General features: G+C 63.1%; 18 protein-coding genes. 10 read left to right on the top strand and 8 right to left on the bottom strand.

Annotated features, from left to right (window positions below; genetic code table 11):
• Nucleotides 1–54 precede the first annotated feature (54 nt).
• The 4 genes from FYC77_RS17750 to FYC77_RS17735 all read right to left on the bottom strand — a co-directional run bounded on the left by FYC77_RS17750 (nt 55) and on the right by FYC77_RS17735 (nt 3157).
• Entirely contained in the window at nt 55–588 is a 534-nt protein-coding gene (locus tag FYC77_RS17750; protein ID WP_149082834.1) for an Rrf2 family transcriptional regulator, read from the bottom strand.
• 129 nt (nt 589–717) lie between these two features.
• Complete coding sequence (locus FYC77_RS17745; RefSeq protein ID WP_149082833.1) at nt 718–1650, bottom strand: ZIP family metal transporter; 933 nt, start codon at nt 1648–1650, stop codon at nt 718–720.
• A 151-nt stretch (nt 1651–1801) separates the two neighbouring features.
• Entirely contained in the window at nt 1802–2482 is a 681-nt protein-coding gene (locus FYC77_RS17740; RefSeq protein WP_149082832.1) for a metal-dependent transcriptional regulator, read from the bottom strand.
• Between the two features lie 261 nt (nt 2483–2743).
• Nucleotides 2744–3157, bottom strand: a complete 414-nt coding sequence (locus FYC77_RS17735) for a ubiquitin family protein (protein WP_149082831.1) — start codon at nt 3155–3157, stop codon at nt 2744–2746.
• A gap of 195 nt (nt 3158–3352) precedes the next feature.
• Here FYC77_RS17735 and FYC77_RS17730 point away from each other — a divergent pair, with 195 nt between their 5' ends.
• A complete protein-coding gene (locus FYC77_RS17730) occupies nt 3353–3493 on the top strand; it encodes a rubrerythrin-like domain-containing protein (protein WP_149082830.1) in 141 nt (46 codons plus the stop codon).
• 33 nt (nt 3494–3526) lie between these two features.
• On the opposite strand, the gene FYC77_RS17725 is transcribed toward FYC77_RS17730, so the two are convergent.
• Nucleotides 3527–3997 (bottom strand): hypothetical protein, encoded by a 471-nt coding sequence (locus FYC77_RS17725; RefSeq protein WP_149082829.1) that lies wholly within the window; start codon nt 3995–3997, stop codon nt 3527–3529.
• Between the two features lie 143 nt (nt 3998–4140).
• Between FYC77_RS17725 and FYC77_RS17720 the strand changes: the two genes are divergently transcribed.
• Complete coding sequence (locus FYC77_RS17720; RefSeq protein WP_149082828.1) at nt 4141–4527, top strand: SHOCT domain-containing protein; 387 nt, start codon at nt 4141–4143, stop codon at nt 4525–4527.
• Nucleotides 4528–4627: 100 nt separating this feature from the next.
• Complete coding sequence (locus FYC77_RS17715; RefSeq protein ID WP_149082827.1) at nt 4628–5410, top strand: HAD-IIA family hydrolase; 783 nt, start codon at nt 4628–4630, stop codon at nt 5408–5410.
• Between the two features lie 56 nt (nt 5411–5466).
• Here FYC77_RS17715 and FYC77_RS17710 read toward each other — a convergent pair whose 3' ends face one another.
• Nucleotides 5467–5913 carry an acyl-CoA thioesterase gene (locus tag FYC77_RS17710; protein WP_149082826.1) on the bottom strand — a complete coding sequence of 149 codons (447 nt, stop codon included), beginning with the start codon at nt 5911–5913 and terminating at the stop codon, nt 5467–5469.
• Between the two features lie 144 nt (nt 5914–6057).
• Between FYC77_RS17710 and FYC77_RS17705 the strand changes: the two genes are divergently transcribed.
• The 3 genes from FYC77_RS17705 (at nt 6058) to FYC77_RS17695 (ending at nt 9415) form a co-directional block, all read left to right on the top strand.
• Complete coding sequence (locus FYC77_RS17705; RefSeq protein WP_149082825.1) at nt 6058–7830, top strand: TraB/GumN family protein; 1773 nt, start codon at nt 6058–6060, stop codon at nt 7828–7830.
• A complete protein-coding gene (locus FYC77_RS17700) occupies nt 7827–8459 on the top strand; it encodes a zinc metalloprotease (protein WP_149082824.1) in 633 nt (210 codons plus the stop codon). Before FYC77_RS17705 ends, FYC77_RS17700 begins: the two co-directional genes overlap by 4 nt.
• Nucleotides 8460–8533: 74 nt before the next feature.
• The gene (locus tag FYC77_RS17695; protein WP_149082823.1) at nt 8534–9415 is read left to right on the top strand and encodes a DNA-3-methyladenine glycosylase family protein; all 882 of its coding nucleotides are present in this window, start codon (nt 8534–8536) and stop codon (nt 9413–9415) included.
• Nucleotides 9416–9464: 49 nt separating this feature from the next.
• Here the strand turns inward: FYC77_RS17695 and FYC77_RS17690 are convergent, their stop codons facing one another.
• The gene (locus tag FYC77_RS17690) at nt 9465–9719 is read right to left on the bottom strand and encodes a hypothetical protein (protein ID WP_149082822.1); all 255 of its coding nucleotides are present in this window, start codon (nt 9717–9719) and stop codon (nt 9465–9467) included.
• Between the two features lie 358 nt (nt 9720–10077).
• Between FYC77_RS17690 and FYC77_RS17685 the strand changes: the two genes are divergently transcribed.
• The 4 genes from FYC77_RS17685 to FYC77_RS17670 all read left to right on the top strand — a co-directional run bounded on the left by FYC77_RS17685 (nt 10078) and on the right by FYC77_RS17670 (nt 14931).
• Nucleotides 10078–10356, top strand: a complete 279-nt coding sequence (locus tag FYC77_RS17685) for an acylphosphatase (protein ID WP_149082821.1) — start codon at nt 10078–10080, stop codon at nt 10354–10356.
• Between the two features lie 217 nt (nt 10357–10573).
• A complete protein-coding gene (locus FYC77_RS17680; protein WP_149082820.1) occupies nt 10574–11074 on the top strand; it encodes a cupredoxin domain-containing protein in 501 nt (166 codons plus the stop codon).
• 288 nt (nt 11075–11362) lie between these two features.
• On the top strand, nt 11363–13843 hold the full coding sequence (locus FYC77_RS17675) for a DNA topoisomerase VI subunit B (protein WP_149082819.1): 2481 nt from the start codon (nt 11363–11365) through the stop codon (nt 13841–13843).
• The gene (locus FYC77_RS17670) at nt 13840–14931 is read left to right on the top strand and encodes a DNA topoisomerase IV subunit A (protein WP_149082818.1); all 1092 of its coding nucleotides are present in this window, start codon (nt 13840–13842) and stop codon (nt 14929–14931) included. The genes FYC77_RS17675 and FYC77_RS17670 overlap by 4 nt, the downstream gene beginning before the upstream one ends.
• A gap of 213 nt (nt 14932–15144) precedes the next feature.
• Here the strand turns inward: FYC77_RS17670 and FYC77_RS17665 are convergent, their stop codons facing one another.
• Nucleotides 15145–16497 carry an Nramp family divalent metal transporter gene (locus FYC77_RS17665; protein ID WP_202911867.1) on the bottom strand — a complete coding sequence of 451 codons (1353 nt, stop codon included), beginning with the start codon at nt 16495–16497 and terminating at the stop codon, nt 15145–15147.
• Between the last annotated feature and the right edge of the window lie 315 nt (nt 16498–16812).

The raw sequence follows: 16812 nt of genomic DNA, 5'->3' as shown, positions 1-16812 counted from the left end.
GCGTTTTCCGGAAGATCGTAAACAGATCAGTGTCCACCGACGGGAACAGTCTGGTCAGTGGGTGGGCTCTTCCGCGGGCGCGACCATATCGTCGATGCGGAGAATGAGGATGTTGTTGGTGTCGTCTTTCCCGTCGACGCGGCCCTCGACGACGAGTTTCGACAGCGGGGTCGGGCCGACGGTGACGGCATCGTCTTCGGAGATGTCGCCGATCGTCCCCTGCATGTGGATCTCGGCACGGCAGAGCTCCGGATGATGGACGCTCGAGAGATCGATCTCCTCGACGATGACGTCTTCGACGGGTTCTCCCTCGTGACTCAACGGCACCGAGGCGGGATCGTCCATCTGCTGGATCTCGAGGGCTTCGTAGGCCGCAGCAGTCGGTTTGTAGCCGCCTTTCGGACCGGGAACGCCCTCGACGAGTTGGAGGGCTTTGAGACTCTGCATCTGGTTGCGGATCGTCCCCGGATTGCGGTCTACTTGTTCGGCGATATCTTCCCCTTTGATGGCGTCTTCGGACTCCTTGTGGAGGTTCGTCAACGCCCGGAGGATTTTCTTCTGGCTCGGAGTCAGTTCGATTGATGACATGGCGAAATGTTCGTAATTGATTTCCTTAAACCCGACGGGTGGGCCAAGTTGGTTTTCGGTGTTCGATCTTTCGGACCGAATACAGTAAGTCGTTTCTCTTCGTGGCGTTGGTCGACCAGTTCGAGACGGTCAGGCGGGAACGAGCCACCCCTCGAGTAAGACCTCCGTGAGGACGTCCTCGAGGAGGAACATGAGGACGAATCCGAACGCAAACGCCATCGTGTTTGCTCGAGTGAGGACGGCGTCGGCGTCGAACCGGATGAGTTCCGCGACCTCGATGAGCACCTGCAGGATCGCACCGATCGCGACGGCGTAGAAGAGGATCGCAAGCAGGTCGGACTGTGCGAAACTGCCGATCCAGCCGCCGACGATGACGGGGCCGCCGGCGATGACGCCGATTGCGACGAAGTGACGCAACGGTGGCGTCGCCCTGTCGCGGGCGATAGCGGCGACCACGGTCGGCCCTTCCATGACGTTGTGCATCACGAACGCCAGGACGAGCAGGGTAAGCGTCGCCGTATCACCCATGACGTACGACACCCCGATGCCGAGTCCCTCCCCGATGCTGTGGAGTCCGAGCGCGATCGCGACGAGGTAGGCGATCTCGACGCCGCTCTTTTCGGTCCTGTTCATCGTTCGCTGTCGCCACTGACTCACGACGTACATGACGGCGAACGTCACGCCGACACCGGCGGCCGCGAGGCCAAACGCGAGCACTGGGGTACCGGTGTCGCCGGCGTATTCGACCACGTCCTCGGTCATCTCGACAGCGATGAACGCGAGAACGCCGGCAGCGAGCGCCATAAAGCCGTGAATATACCGCGTATCGAGCTCCCGGATGAACGGGAACCAGAGCATGCCGATCGCGACCGGAACGATACCCGCGATCGCGCCGATCACTGTCACGACCCAGATCACGTCGAGCGTACTTGCCTCGCCGGCATTCGAGAGGTCACCGAACGGCGAGCTCAGGTAGAGAAATCCGAATACGGCGAGGAGGATCACCACTGGACCGATCGCGAGCAGCCACCGCGGAAGATCGTAAAGCGATCGGCGACTCATCGCGGTCGATCACCGCCGACAGAGGAAACTCGAGTCATCATTACATGGAATTAGAGGAGTCTAAACATATATCCTTTCCGCGAGCAATCCGTGGGACTGATTCGAAACAAACTGCTCGGGTCACCAGAGACAGGATCGGAGACGATATCCACTACCCTTCGGCTTCGGCCGGCTGAGCGACGCGGATCTGGTGTGCGACGTGTTCCGGCAACGAGACGGTTTTCTCGTTTTGACTCGAGCGCGCCGTTACCATTCCAAACGGCGCTATTTCGACGATTTCGAGTTCGACGCCGGGTGCGACACCGTGGTCGGACAGATACGAGAGGACCTCGGCGTCGTCGTCGGCGACCTCCTCGACGACGACCGTCTCCCCCTCGGCGAACTCGATTACCGACTCGCCCGGCGACCGTTCCGGCGGCTCGAGGTCGGCGTTCGGGATCGGCGATCCGTGCGGGTCGACGTCGGGTTGATCGAGCGCGTTGGCGACTCGTTCCTCGAAGCTCTCGCTGATATGATGTTCGAGGCGGTCGGCTTCGTCGTGAACCTCGGCCCAGTCGTAATCGAGATGTTCGGTGAGATACGCCTCGAGCAGACGGTGATGGCGGACGATCTCGAGAGCGACGGTCTCTCCCTCGTCGGTCAGGGTTACCCCGCGATACTTCTCGCGGTCGATCAGGCCGCGCTCCTCGAGTTTCTCGAGCATGCTGGTGACCGTCGGTGACGTGACGTCCAGTTCGTCGGCGATCTCGGAGGTCTTGATCCGATCGTCGGTCGCCTGCTGGAGCTGGTAGATCACCTTGAGATAGTCCTCCATCACGTCACTCAGCATCATTGTACGAATATTTCGGGGCGTCTAACCCTAAATCTGTCGACGACGAGTTCGCGCGTCAGGCCGATCGAACGACGGCGAAAGAAGCCTCTGTCAATCCTTCCGGATCTGTGATAGTAGATCACGATACAATCGATCCGGCTCGAACCCGAGTAGATGACCGAGAGCGTCCGAATCATCGGTGGACAGATGAGCTACGGGGCGAACCGTCGCGGCGTCGACGTGCTGTCGGCTGTCGAGTCCCCGCTCGTGCTGGGTGGGAGATCACACGCAAAACATGAACGGATAGACGAGCGCGATACGGTCTCCGTGCTCGAGTTCGGTTTCGAAGCCGTCGTCGTGTTCGTTGAACCGGCCGTTGATACAGACCCTAGCGTAGGGACGGGTCTGATCGCCCTCCGGATTCTTCCGCCAGGTGCCCGGAAGCTCGTCCGGAACGGGAGCCCAGCCGCGAGCCGTCGCCTCGGCTTCCGTCTCGGCGATCAGCAGCTCCTCGACGTCGTACTCGTCGAAGAACGCCTCGAGAAACGCTCTGAGTGTCGTCCCCGTAAACGTGTACTCGAGTTCGTGTGCGCCGACGGCCATGCGTACGTGCCCGGTACACCGGACCGTGACGGTCGTCTCCTGTTGGGCGGAGTCGTCCGCCTCGAGTTGAGTTGCGGTCCCTGGTTGGTCCATGGCCGACCTACGGGTTCGGTGGGGGAAAACCCGTCTCCGAATACGTTCGGGCACACGGCGATAGCAGCGATCTCGACTGCGAGGGGAAGTGGACGTACGGTCAGGAAATAAGGATATATCCCATCACCCGATTGTATAACTCACACTAAACAGTAGTAGCACAACGCTTTTGCATGAAATACGTCGACACGAACCATGGTCCGAACCGACCCGTACACGCCGAAGCGATCGTATTACGAGTGCCAAGAGTGTGGCTACCGCGAAGCGGCCGACTCGCTCGGTTCGTGTCCGTCCTGTCAGGGGCCAGTACGAAACATCGCCGTCGCTCGAGAGTAACCCCCGTCGCGGTGGTCCCGTTCGGTCGAACGATCAGTCGAAATCCGGAAGATCCTCCGGCGGTTCGTACTCGGCCTCCCAGTCGATGTACTCCTCTTTGAGGACGACCGAGACGATCTGACCGAACTCCGTGAGTTCGGCGTTGATCGACGAGACGGTACCCCAGGTGTCGAGTCCGGGGTGGTACTCCCTGGTCTGCCAGTCCTCAGGGATCCCCGGCGCGTGGTAGCCGACGCGGTCCGCGAAGTCGTCCCAGAAGAAGTCGAACTCCGCGAAAAGATCGAGGTCGCGGGCGATCAGGTACTCGCGCTCGCCGAGATCGGTGTCGCCGAGCCACTCTTCGAGCGCCTCCTCCCAGGCGCCCTCCTCGAGGAACGTCTGGAGTTCCTCGCGTCGGTAATCGATCTCCGTTGCTCCGTCTCCGGTGATCGTGGCGTCTTCGTACTCGTTCGGATCGACGAACTCCAGTTCTGGCGGCTTCGGCGGATCGACCTCGAGTCCCATACCCGACCTAGAGGCGGTCGGCGGATAAGAATTCTCACCCCCGCTCGCGCGGACGGGCTATAACCGCAGTACCAGCAGTTCGCGAAACGCCACGGTGTGTGTCGATCCCTACAGTTATTCCTCGCGAGGCCGTCGGTTCAGGTATGGCCGAGGACTCCGACGACGGCTACAGCCTCGCGGAGCTGTTCGTCCTCAAGTTCGTCCTCGCGGACGTGCTCATCATCTTCGTCCTGCTGTTTGCCGGCGTGTGGTACGCGATCGGACTCGCGGCACTGTTCGTCGTCAGCACGTTCCTCGTGTGGTATCTCACGAATCGCGACCCTCCACGGCCGGAAGCCGCCACGGTGGGTGCATCCGAAACGGCCGACACCGCCGTCGACCCCGTTACGAAACTCCAGAACCGGTACGCTGCTGGAGAACTCTCCGAAGCGGAGTTCGAGGCGAAACTCGAGTGGCTGATCGACGCCAACGAGCGCGCCGAGCGGGCGGGTATCGAGACCGAAGAGCTCGAACTCGAGCGTTCGAACTAACCTCGAGCGAACGGATTAGGTCTCGAGCGGAGACTCCGCCGAGCATCCGAAGACGGCCGGGAACCCAACACTCAATCGGACCCCGATCCAAGCACTCCCGATGACGGAGTACGAGGCGGTAATCCTCGACGTCGACGGGACGATCGTCCGCGGCGAGTCGCTGATCCCCGATGTGACCGACGGCCTGAGAGCGCTCGAGCAGGCGGGCTGTTCGCGATTGCTGTTCTCGAACAACCCGACCCGCGGCACAGACCACTACGCCGAGTTGCTCGAACCACACGGCGTCGCGGTCGAGCCCGAACTGGTGCTCACCTCGGCGACGGTCTCGGCGGCGTACCTCGGGGAGACCCATCCCGACGAACGGGTGTTCGTCGTCGGGGGCGACCGACTCGAGGCGATCCTCGAGACCGCGGGCGTCGAGACGACGGCCGATCCGGAGGCGGCGGAGGTCGTCCTCGGCTCGTTCGACGATCAGTTCAGCTACGACATCCTGTCGACTGCTCTCGAGGCGCTTTCGGACGGTGTCCCCTTCTACGGAACCGACCCTGACGTGACGATCCCCGACGACGACGGCGTGAAGCCAGGGACTGGCGCGATCCTGGCGGCCATGGAAGCGGTCGCCGGCCGCGAACCCGACGCGGTCCTCGGCAAGCCGTCGTCGGTCGCCGCAACGGCCGCGATCGACCGACTCGACGTCCCGCCGGAGCGAACCCTGGTCGTCGGCGATCGTCTGGAGACCGACGTGGCCCTCGGCGCGAACGCCGGAATGGCGACGGCGGTCGTCCTCTCCGGAATCACGGACCGGAGAAGCCTCGAGTCGAGCACGATCGAGCCCGATTACGTCCTCGAGTCCCTCGGCGAGGTCGAGACGCTTCTCGAGTGACTCGAAGCCACAGGAACTAATCCGCATTCGTCGGGAAACGGAGGCGAGCGTGGCGGTTATCGATCCCCGTTCTCTCCCTCGAGGGCGACCTGACGGAGGCGCTGTCCTCTCTCCGTATCGACGGTGAGTTCCGGCACCGTCGTCGGGTCGTTTTCCTCGTCGATCGCGACGTAGACGAAGTACGATTCGGTGGTCTTCTCTCGTTCGCGCGTCCGCAGGTCCTCGCGCTCGGTGACGAGACGAACCTTCACGCTCGAGGTGCCTGCGTCGTAGACGTAGGCCGTGATGTAGGCCGTATCGCCGACAGGGATCGGGCGCTCGAAATCCATCCGGTTTACGTGTGCGGTCACACAAGTCTCGCCGGAAAAGCGCATGGCCGACATCGCGCCGATCTCGTCCATCCACTTCATCACGTTCCCGCCGTGGGCGACCTCGAGCATGTTCGCGTGGTTCGGCTGAACCATCTCGCGGTTCTCGATCAACGTCTCGATGAGATCGGTCATCGGTCGGTGTTGCTCGAGGAGAGTGATGAGTCTTCCTGTCAACTCTCAGCCATCGGCGCAGCGAACACCTCGGGTGCGATCCACGAGTCGGCTCTCTCCCCCGAGTTCGATACTGGTAAAAGTCGTCGCCGACTGGTCCCCCTAATGAGCGATGCAGGCGACGCCGACGTACCCTCCCCGCCCGACGCGAGCGCGAGCGGCGAGGGGTCGGTCGAAGTCCTCGGGACGGCCCACGTCTCGCAGGCGAGCGTCGACGAGGTACACGAGGTCGTCGATCGGGACCGCCCGGACGTCGTCGCCGTCGAACTCGACGAGGGGCGCTATCGCCAGATGCAGGGGGGGACCCCGGACGACATCGAGGCGAAGGACATTCTCTCGGGCAACACCGTCTTTCAGTTTCTGGCCTACTGGATGCTCTCGTACGTCCAGTCGCGACTCGGTGAGCGATTCGACATCGAGCCCGGTGCCGACATGCGCGCTGCCATCGAAGCCGCCGAGCGAAACGGCAGCGGCGTCGCGCTCGTCGACCGGGACATCCAGGTGACGATCCAGCGGTTCTGGCGTCGGTTGTCCGTCACCGAGAAACTGAAGATGGTCGGCGGGCTCGCGCTCGGCATCACCGACCCCCGCACCGTCGGACTCGCCCTCGGCGCGGCCGTCGGCGCGTTCCTCGGATCCCTCTTCGCGATCGTATTCGCGCCGCTTCTCGGCCTTGGCGACGTTCTCTTACTCGGCGTGAGCGAGCCGACGACGCTCCAGTACGTCGGTGCCGGCGGCCTCGGTGCCCTCGGGGGAGCCTTTCTGGGCGTGCTCTTTCTCCCCTCGCTCGAGTCGGCCGAGAACTACACCGGCGGCCTGGTAAACGACTTCTCGATACGGATCCTCGCCGGCGTCGTGATCGGGATCGGGATCTGTCTCGCGCTGGTCGTCACGGAGACGTTCGCCGGCCCAGTCTCGGCGGGGCGATTCGAGAACGCCGGCATCTACTCGATTCGCGCCACGACGGGCGTCGTCGCCGGTCTGGGCATCGGCGTCGTCGCCGGCGCAGCCCTGGGCATCGTCCTGGACGCGTTGAGCGGTGACGTCGAGGACGTCGAGCAGGTCGACATCGAGGAGATGACCGACGGCGACGTCGTCGCGGCGATGATGGAGGAGTTCCGCCAGTTCAGCCCCCGCGGGGCAAACGCGTTGATCGACGAACGTGACGCGTACATCGCACACAACCTCCACCAGTTACGCGAGCAGGGCTACGAGGTACTCGCCGTCGTCGGCGCCGGACACAAAGCAGGGATCGAACGCTATCTCCGGAACCCCGATCAGCTGCCGCCGATGGAGTCGCTGACCGGCACCGCCTCGAGCCGCCGGTTCTCGCCGCTGAAGATCTTCGGCTACCTCGTCATGCTCGGCTTTCTCGGATTCTTCTTCCTGTTGATCATGGCCGGCGTTCGTAACACGTTCTTACTCCAGCTGTTCGGCGCGTGGTTCCTGTTCAACGGCGTCTTCGCGTTCACGCTCGCACGGCTCGCGGGGGCGCGCTGGACCAGCGCGGGCGTCGGCGGCGCGGTCGCCTGGCTGACCAGCATCAACCCCCTGCTCGCGCCGGGGTGGTTCGTCGGCTACGTCGAACTCAAGTATCGGCCGGTCAACGTCCGGGACATCCAGACGCTAAACGAGATCGTCAACGACACCACCCGACCGATCGGTGACGCCGTCGGAGACATGTTCGACGTGCCGCTGTTCCGACTCATCATGATCGTCGCGTTCACCAACATCGGGAGCGTCATCGGCACCTTCCTGTTCCCGTTCGTCGTCCTCCCGTGGCTCGCCCCCGAAATCGGCGGCGTCGACGCGCTCATGAACGAGTTGCTTCGAGGCGCCGAGAACAGCCTCGAGTTGATCCGTGAGGTGATCACGTGAGCGTCCAGGTAGGTCGCCAGCCGGATCCCGAACTCAGCTTCAGCGACAAGGAGCTGTTCGATCTCGCGGTCGCCTGGATCGTGCTGAGCGTCGCGTTCGCGCTCCTGATGGCCCCGATCCACCGGTTCGACATCGACGTCGGCTACTTCGTTACGATGGTGGGTCTGAGCTTCGTCACCGTCGGCGTCGCCTTCCTGCTTCACGAACTCGCACACAAGGTCGTCGCGATCGAGTACGGCCAGATCGCCGAGTTCCGCGCGGACTACCAGATGCTGTTTCTGGCGATCATGAGCGCCCTGATCGGCTTTCTGTTCGCCGCGCCAGGGGCCGTCTACCACCGGGGACGGATCACCAAGCGGGAAAATGCCATGATCGCAGTTGCGGGCCCGGTAACGAACCACCTGCTCGCAGTGTTGTTCTTGCCGATGATGCTGTTCGGCGGTTACCTCGGCCTCATTGGACACATGGGTGTCTTGATAAACCTGTTTCTCGCCGCGTTCAACATGATTCCGTTCGGACCGCTCGACGGGAAGACCGTCCTCGAGTGGAACAAAGGCGTCTTCGGGGCCGTGTTCGGACTGAGCGTCGTATTGCTCGTCGGCTTCTTACTCGTCTTCGGGTTCTGGTAGTCGAGCCACCGTTCTCAGACGCGTTTCAACGCAGTCCGAAAGCCCCAAGCCCTCGCCCCCGAAGGCTCGGACGAATGGCGTCGGGAACGATCCATATCGACGAGCTATCGGGCGGACTCGACCTGTATCTGACACTCGAGAGCGGACAGAGCTACCTCTGGCGCCGGGAGGACGGCGAGATGTACGGAGGCCAGCGCGCGCCGGAGGCGTGGTACGTCACCGTCGTCGACGGCGAGGTGATCCGCGTTCGGTCCCGCGACGGCGTCCTCGAGTGGGAGTCGACCGTCGACGCGGAGCCGATCGTCCGCCGACTCCTGCGTCTCGAGGACGACCTCGAGGCGGTCGTCGCCGACGCACCGGACGATCCGCTGCTCGCCGAGGCCTACGAGACACACCGCGGACTGCGGCTCGTGGACGATCCGCCGTTCGGGACGCTGATCGCCTTTATCTGCTCGGCACAGATGCGCGTCGACCGCATCCACGGGATGGTCTCGACGCTCGCCCGCGAGTACGGCGACGAGATCGCTCTCGACGGGCAAACCTACCACGCCTTCCCGACGCCCGACCAGCTCGCGGCGGCAACGGAGGCCGAGCTTCGGGACCTGGGGCTTGGCTACCGCGCCCCCTACGTCGTCCGAACCGCTGAGATGGTCGCCGACGGCGACGCCCACCCCGAGGCGGCTCGCGACCTCGAGTACGAAGCCGCCCGCGAGTACCTGACCCGGTTCGTCGGCGTCGGCGAGAAAGTCGCCGACTGCGTCCTGTTGTTCTCGCTGGGCTTCGACGAGGCCGTTCCCCTCGACACCTGGATCACGTCGGCCATCGAGGAGTACTACCCTGATTGCGATCGCGGTTCCTACGCCGACACCTCTCGAGCGATCCGGGAGCGCCTGGGCGGGGAGTACGCCGGCTACGCCCAGACCTACATTTTCCACCATCTCCGGACTGGCGAGTGACTCCTTCCAGACTGGTTGGCGACCGCCGTCTAATCACGTCGTTCGGCGGCTACTGGCCGTCATCGTAGTCCTTCCGTCCCGACATCGCCCAGTACGCCTGCGAGACGATCGTGATCGTAAAGATAATCGCCAAGATCGCGGCGACGCCGATCGCGGTCACCCGACCCAGCAGGTAGTACGCGAGCCCGCTCGCGACGAGCACGAACAGGACCGAGCCGACGACGAGTTCGAGTAGCTCCCGGAGCGTCCGCCGGTGACTCGAGATTTCGAGGAACTCTTCCTCGAGGCGGTCGAGGACTCCCATCGGCTATCCCTACGGGCTCGAGAACCCTCGTCCTGTCGGCTCCAAACTGTTTCGTGGGGCGGTACAGCTCCGGACGAAACTCACCGAGACGGAGGCCACGAGTTTACGGCCGCCACAGCGGATGGCGACAGCTGAGCGCCCGGTCTTCGAATCGGTCTGTCCAGGAATCATCTGCCGGGGGGTGCGTCGCGTGTGTAACTGTCGCACGCCGTTCGTCAGCCACGCGTCAGACGGACGTCAGACGCGATGGACCTCGACCGGAGAGTGTGCCGTTCCGAGGGTGGGAACTGGGAGGGCCCGTCGGACTCGAGGCCGCGAACGCGCGGGATTTTTGACGGTCGCGGTCGACCGCACGGACATGACAGAACGAACCCGCGCACACGTGTTCGTCTCCGGAACCGTCCAGGGCGTCTTCTACCGGGCGACGACGCGCGATACCGCAAGGGAGCGAGGCGTCGACGGCTGGGTCAAAAATCTCGAGGACGGCCGCGTCGAGGCGGTCTTCGAAGGACCGGAGGATGCAGTCGAGTCGATGGTCGAGTGGTGTCACAACGGGAGCCCGAAAGCCAGCGTCGAGGACGTCGAGGTCGAGTACGGCGACCCGCTGGGCGAGAACGGATTCGAGATTCGATACTGATTCGGCGTGCCGAGTCAGCGCGGTCGGTGCTTGACCCGCCCGCACTGGCTCGAGTCACCATCGTCGATGGGTTCTCGGGAATTAGATATCCACTGAACGCCAGGGCGCACCCGGTCGCACTGCGAGTGCCGCGGTTCGAAACGAGTGGACACAAAATAATGACTTTCATGATATGACTGAACGCGTTTTATTAGTGCCTCTGTATTCGAATCTATGAATGCCCCGAAAGAAATCGCTCGATCGAAGAACGTACCTGAAATACACTGGCGCGGTGAGTTTGCCAGCGCTCGTCGCTGGCTGTGGCGACGAGGGCCCCGGCGAGACAGAAGAGGACGAAGAGGAAGACGGTGACGTCGACGACGAGGACGTCGACGACGAGGCCTGGGAAGGGGTAGACGAGTTCTACTTCGAGGGACGAATCGCGGCCTGGACGGGAATCGAACCGGAGATTATCGCTGGAGTAGATAACCCAGATTTGGTCCTTTTCGAGGGTCAAGAGTACGACTTTCGCTGGATAAACGAAGACGGCGCGGTACACAATATCGCGATGCACGACGAGAACGAGGACGTCGTTGACGACTACGCAACTGAGGGGATGGGCGACGAAGGCGAAGAACAGACGCTCGAGAACGTCGTCGCTTCCGAGGAGATGGTGACGTACATCTGTGAGTTCCATCCGACGACGCAGGTCGGTGACCTCGAGATCATTACGAATTGATCCTCTACATATTGTGCGCTATTTTCCAGTTGCCGAATCGATCATACGCAGTTTCGCTCCATCGCTACCTGTATGTACGAGTACACCACGAGCGAAGCGGCGGTGTGAGATCGATTCTGTGATACGGTCTCGTCTCGGAACCGCCGTGCTATCGGTGTCGGTGCACGTCACTACACACCCGATCGCCGCCACTCTGGCGATCGGTGTATCACTACCACTCCGGGAACCCCATTCACTTTCACTCCGGTAACGCACACCTTTTAGCCTCGCCGTTAGTATGGGGAGACAATGACGTCGTTCCAGTCGACACTCGGTGAGGACGCCGGGATCGCCGAGGAGCTGGCCGAGAACCAGCAGGCGATCTCGATCGCCGAGTTCTTCGAGAAGAACAAGCACATGCTCGGCTTCGACAGCGGCGCTCGAGGCCTCGTGACGGCCGTCAAGGAGGCCGTCGACAACGCGTTAGACGCCGCCGAGGAAGCCGGCATCTTACCGGACATCTACGTCGAAATTCAAGAAGAGGGAGACTACTACACCCTCATCGTCGAGGACAACGGGCCGGGGCTGACCAAAGAGTCACTCCCGAAGGTCTTCGGGAAGCTGCTGTACGGCTCGCGCTTTCACGTCCGCGAACAGAACCGTGGCCAGCAGGGGATCGGAATCTCGGCGGCAGTGCTCTACTCGCAGCTCACGAGTGGCAAGCCCGCGAAGATCACCAGCCGAACCCAGGGGGAAAGCGACGCCCAGTACTTCGAGCTGATCGTCGACACCGACGACAACGAACCCGAGATCAGCGTCGAAGAGACCACCTCCTGGGACCGCCCCCACGGCACCCGAATCGAACTCGAGATGGAGGCGAACATGCGCGCCCGCCAGCAGCTTCACGACTACATCAAACACACGGCGGTCGTCAACCCCCACGCCCGACTCGAGTTGCGCGAGCCGAAAGCGGAGTTCAAGTTCGAGCGGGCGACCGACCAGCTCCCCGAGGAAACCGAGGAGATTCGACCCCACCCCCACGGCGTCGAACTCGGCACCGTGATGAAGATGCTCACGGCGACTGACTCCCACAGCGTCTCGGGATTCCTCCAGGAGGAGTTCACCCGTGTCGGGAAGAAGACCGCCGACTCGGTGATCGATTCCTTCCGCGACCGCCACTACGGCCGCGAGATGCGCTGGCGACCACCCGCACCACAGGAGAGAATCGACCTCGAGTCGATCGTCTCGGATGCGACCGCCAACAAAGGTGCCGACGCGACGGCCGCCTTTGCCGGCGCGATCGCCGAGGCCGTCGACGACCGCGACCGGATCGCCCACCACGAACTGCGCGCCGACGTGGAGGCGGCCGCCGAGGCCACCGAATCCGAACACGGAACGACGTTCGGCGAGACAGTTCGGGAGAACGCGGTCGAAGCCGTCTGGCTCGCGTTGATCGACGCCGCCGAAGAGGACGAGAGCACCCCTGGGGATGCCGACGCTGCGGGTGACGGAGAGACGGTCGACTCGAGGCTCGTATCCGACCTCTACGACCTCGCGGACGACGCGACGAGCACTCGCAAAGACGACGAAGTCGTCCACGCCTTCGCCGACCGGCTCGGGGCCAGGTTCGAAGACAAAGAGGACGTTCGCCACCGCCTCACCCGCCGCGCACTCCGCGAGTACGTCGACCGTGCGGCCGAGTTGACCGAAGAGTACGACGACGTCGCCTTCGGCGACACTGCCCGCGAGAACGTCGTGGAGGCGATCTGGGACGTCATGGCGACCGTTCCCGACGACTTGCCGCTGGTGCGCGAACTCGCCGACGATCGAGACGCCGCGAGCGACCTCGTCGACGGGATGCGCGAGACCGACATCATGGCACCGCCGACGCGGTGTCTCTCGCCGATCTCCGCGGATCTCATCGAGGCTGGCTTAGAGAAGGAGTTCGACGCCGACTTCTACGCCTCCGCGACCCGTGACGCCGAAGTTCACGGCGGCGATCCGTTCATCGTCGAGGCCGGGATCGCCTACGGCGGCGACCTCGAGGCGGAAGGGAGCGCGGACGTCCTGCGCTTTGCGAACCGCGTCCCACTCGTCTACCAGCGCGGCGCGTGTGCGACGACCGACGTCGTCAAGTCGATCGGCTGGCGCAACTACGGGCTCGACCAGCCCGGCGGCTCGGGCCTGCCGAACGGCCCAGCAGTGATCATGGTCCACGTCGCCTCGACGAACGTTCCCTTTACCAGCGAGTCGAAAGACGCCGTCGCGAACGTTCCCGAGATCGAAGACGAGATCGAACTCGCGATTCGGGAGGCAGCCCGCGAACTCAAAAGTTACCTGAACAAGCGCCGGTCGATGCAACAGCGCCGGAAGAAACAGAACGTCCTCGGGAAGATTCTGCCGGAGATGGCCACGAAAGTCGCCGAGGTCACCGGCCGCGAGGAACCGGATATCGACGACGCCATCGCTCGCATCATGAACAACGTCCTGGTCGAACGGCGGATCGAAGCAAACGGCGACGGACAGGCCGTCTCGGTCGTCGTCGAGAACAACTCGAGTACGACCGAAACGCTCGAGATCACCGACATCGTCTCCGCCGAGCCACGGAAGCTCAGCGACGGCGCGACCGTCGTCGAGATGGATGGCGAGTGGTTCGTCAAGTGGGAAGCCGACGTCGGGAGCGGCGACGAGGCCGAACTCGAGTACGAGATCGCCGACGACGCGGCGTTCGATCTGGACGTCAAAGGCGTCGAATCCGAGAAACTCACCGTCACGGAGGGAGACCGATGAGTACCCAGAAAGACCAGCAAGCCAGAGAGCAGTTGATCGACCTCGCCGCACAGTTTTACGACCAGTTCGAACTCGGTGAGATTCCGCATATGTCCGTGCCGACGCGGACGAAAAACAACATCGAGTACGACGAGGGAAGCGGCGTCTGGGTGTACGGCGACCGGGAGTCGACCCGATCGGCGAACTCGGTTCGTGGCGCGCGAAAGCTCTTGAAGGCGGTCTACACCATCGAGTTCCTCGCCGATCAACTCGAGGAAGATCGCTCGTCGACCCTGCGTGAACTGTACTACCTCTCGGAGAGCTGGGACAACAAGGAAGCCCAGTTCAGCGACCAAGACGAGTCGAACGGGCTGATCGAGGATCTCGAGATCGTTTCGGGAGTCACCCGCGAGGATTTCCACATGCGCCCCGAAGAATCGGGTGCGACGATAATGGGACCGTTGCATCTCCGCGAGCAGACTCGCCGCGGGGAACGCGAGATTCACTGTCAGGAAGACGTCGGCGAGGGGGGGTACCAGATTCCGAACAACCCCGATACGATCGAGTTTCTCGATAGCGACGCCGACTTCATGCTCGCAGTCGAGACCGGCGGGATGCGCGACCGACTCGTCGAGAACGGTTTCGACGACGAGTACAACGCCCTGATCGTCCACCTCAAAGGCCAGCCCGCACGGGCGACTCGTCGGATCATCAAGCGCTTACACGACGAACTCGACCTCCCGGCGACGGTGTTCGCCGACGGCGACCCGTGGTCGTATCGGATCTACGGCTCCGTCGCCTACGGCTCGATCAAATCCGCCCACCTCTCGGAGTATCTCGCGACGCCCGAAGCCGACTACATCGGCATCCAGCCCGCCGATATCGTCGAGTACGACCTGCCGACCGATCCCCTCTCGGACTCGGACAAGAACGCCCTCGAGAGCGAACTCGAGGACCCCCGGTTCCAGACCGACTACTGGGAAGAACAGATCGAGTTGCAACTCGAGATCGAGAAGAAGTCCGAACAGCAGTCGCTGGCCTCCCACGGGTTGGATTTCGTGACGGATACGTATCTCCCCGAGCGTCTGGATGCGATGGGCGTGATCTAGGCGCACGAGCCGCGTGTACGATCAGTTACCGGTACCGTGCGTTTCGGTTCGCAGTTACCGATGTCGCCGGTCGACTCGGGTCCTGATTCGAGTCGAGCCGAAGAGGTCGCGTTTCCGACCGAGTCGAGGACTCCGGTCGGTCGAGTTCGATGGGAGAGAACGGGAGACAACCAGTACGTTCAGTTTCTCACACCTTTGGGAGTCCGGCGACCGTTAGACGTAGCCGAACTCGTGGGCCGCACCCATGAGCCCGAAGACGAGGACGACGGCCAGACTGATCGCGTAGTAGGCGACCCACCGCCGCGAGGGCTGGAACTGTTCGGGCAGGTGTTCTCTGACGACGTACCAGTTCGCCGGGTAGAAGAGGATCTCCGTGATCGCGAGGATCGCCGAGATCCAGATGAGGAACGTGACGGGGACGGCGCCGAGTGTGAGAACGACGCCGATGCTCACGGCGACGATGGCGACCACGACGGCCTTCCTGATGCGCTCGCCGTCGAGGTCGGGGCGCTCTACGGCCATCGGGACGATGTCACCGGTCGCCCGCGAGGCGCCGTCGAGGAGCGTGATGACAGTCGAGTACAGCGCGGCGAACGCGCCGAGGACCATCGCGTAGTAGGACCACTCGCCGAAGGAGTCGCTCAGGATGGTGCCGATGGCGACCGCGAGGTTCGCGTCCGCCGGCGGGTTCGGATAGAGGACGTTCGCGGCGAGGACGACCATCGCGACGATGAGGACGAAACTGAACGCGTAGCCGATGTTGAAGTCACGTCGGCCGGTCTGGATCCAGGCGCGGATGTAGTCGTGGTGGGCCTCGTCTTCGGGATCGAGGCCGCGGTCGCGCAGTTCGCCAGCACCCTCGCCTTTCGCCATGCTCCAGCTTCCGATGAGGACGCTCGTGCTGAGGCCGGTCGGCGCAAAGCCCGCCGCGGCGGCGAACAGACCGACGAACACCGGTCCGGTGAGATCGGGAACGGTAAACGCCGTTCCAATGGCGACGTCACTCGGCGGCGGGCCCACGAACACGCCCAGTACGATCAGTAGGCCGAGTGCGATCGTAAAGCCCAGCAGGATTTTCTCGAGGAGGCTGTACCGGGTGAACAGGACGAGCACACCGGCGAGACCGACGAGGGCGACGAACGCCTGCGGGAACGAAAGCGGCGTCAACGCCTCGACGAACGCGGCGGTACTCATCCCGACCGCGGCGGTGATCCCGGCGTAGGCGACGAGAAAGACCGCGACTGTAAACCACTGCATCCAGTTGTTCGGCCCCGGCAGGTCGCCGTACGCTTCGACCGGGTTCCCGCCGACGCCGTAGTTGTACCGAATGCCCAGTTCCCAGGCGCCGTACTTCGCGAGGTAGATGAGCGCGAACAGCCAGACGGCAAACAGTCCGAACGTCCCGCCGAGCGTCGGCGCGAGGACGATGTGGCTGGCGCCGATGCCGATCAGCGCCCACAGCATCGAGGGTCCGAAGTGGTTCCTGAAGAACCCGCGCCAGTCAGTCGACGGATACGTAAGCTCGGATCGGTGGACCTCACTTTCGGCTCCGGCCTCACCGGCCACGCCACTCACCCCTTCGCACAGCGGTCCGTCTCGACTCACCGTTCGTCGAACCCCACTCCCCCAGACGCCGATCTGTGATCGCCATATGAATCGTCCGCAACTTCTCGAGGGTGTACTTATACGTTCGTTGTTCGACCGACGCGTCGCGGTCCCATACGGACTGCTTTCCCTGTGTCCCGCTGCTCCCGGAAAACGGGTTCCGGACACGGCGGTACTGACGGCCAGTAAACCGTATCAAGAGGGTGCCACAGAAAACTTGACACGGTCAGTGTTAACAAGCAACTCTACTAACTTCTACAGTAAATCTGAGGTGAG

It is taken from the genome of Natrialba swarupiae (assembly GCF_008245225.1).
Taxonomy (GTDB): domain Archaea; phylum Halobacteriota; class Halobacteria; order Halobacteriales; family Natrialbaceae; genus Natrarchaeobius; species Natrarchaeobius swarupiae.
This window is presented reverse-complemented; position numbering and strand designations above follow the sequence as displayed.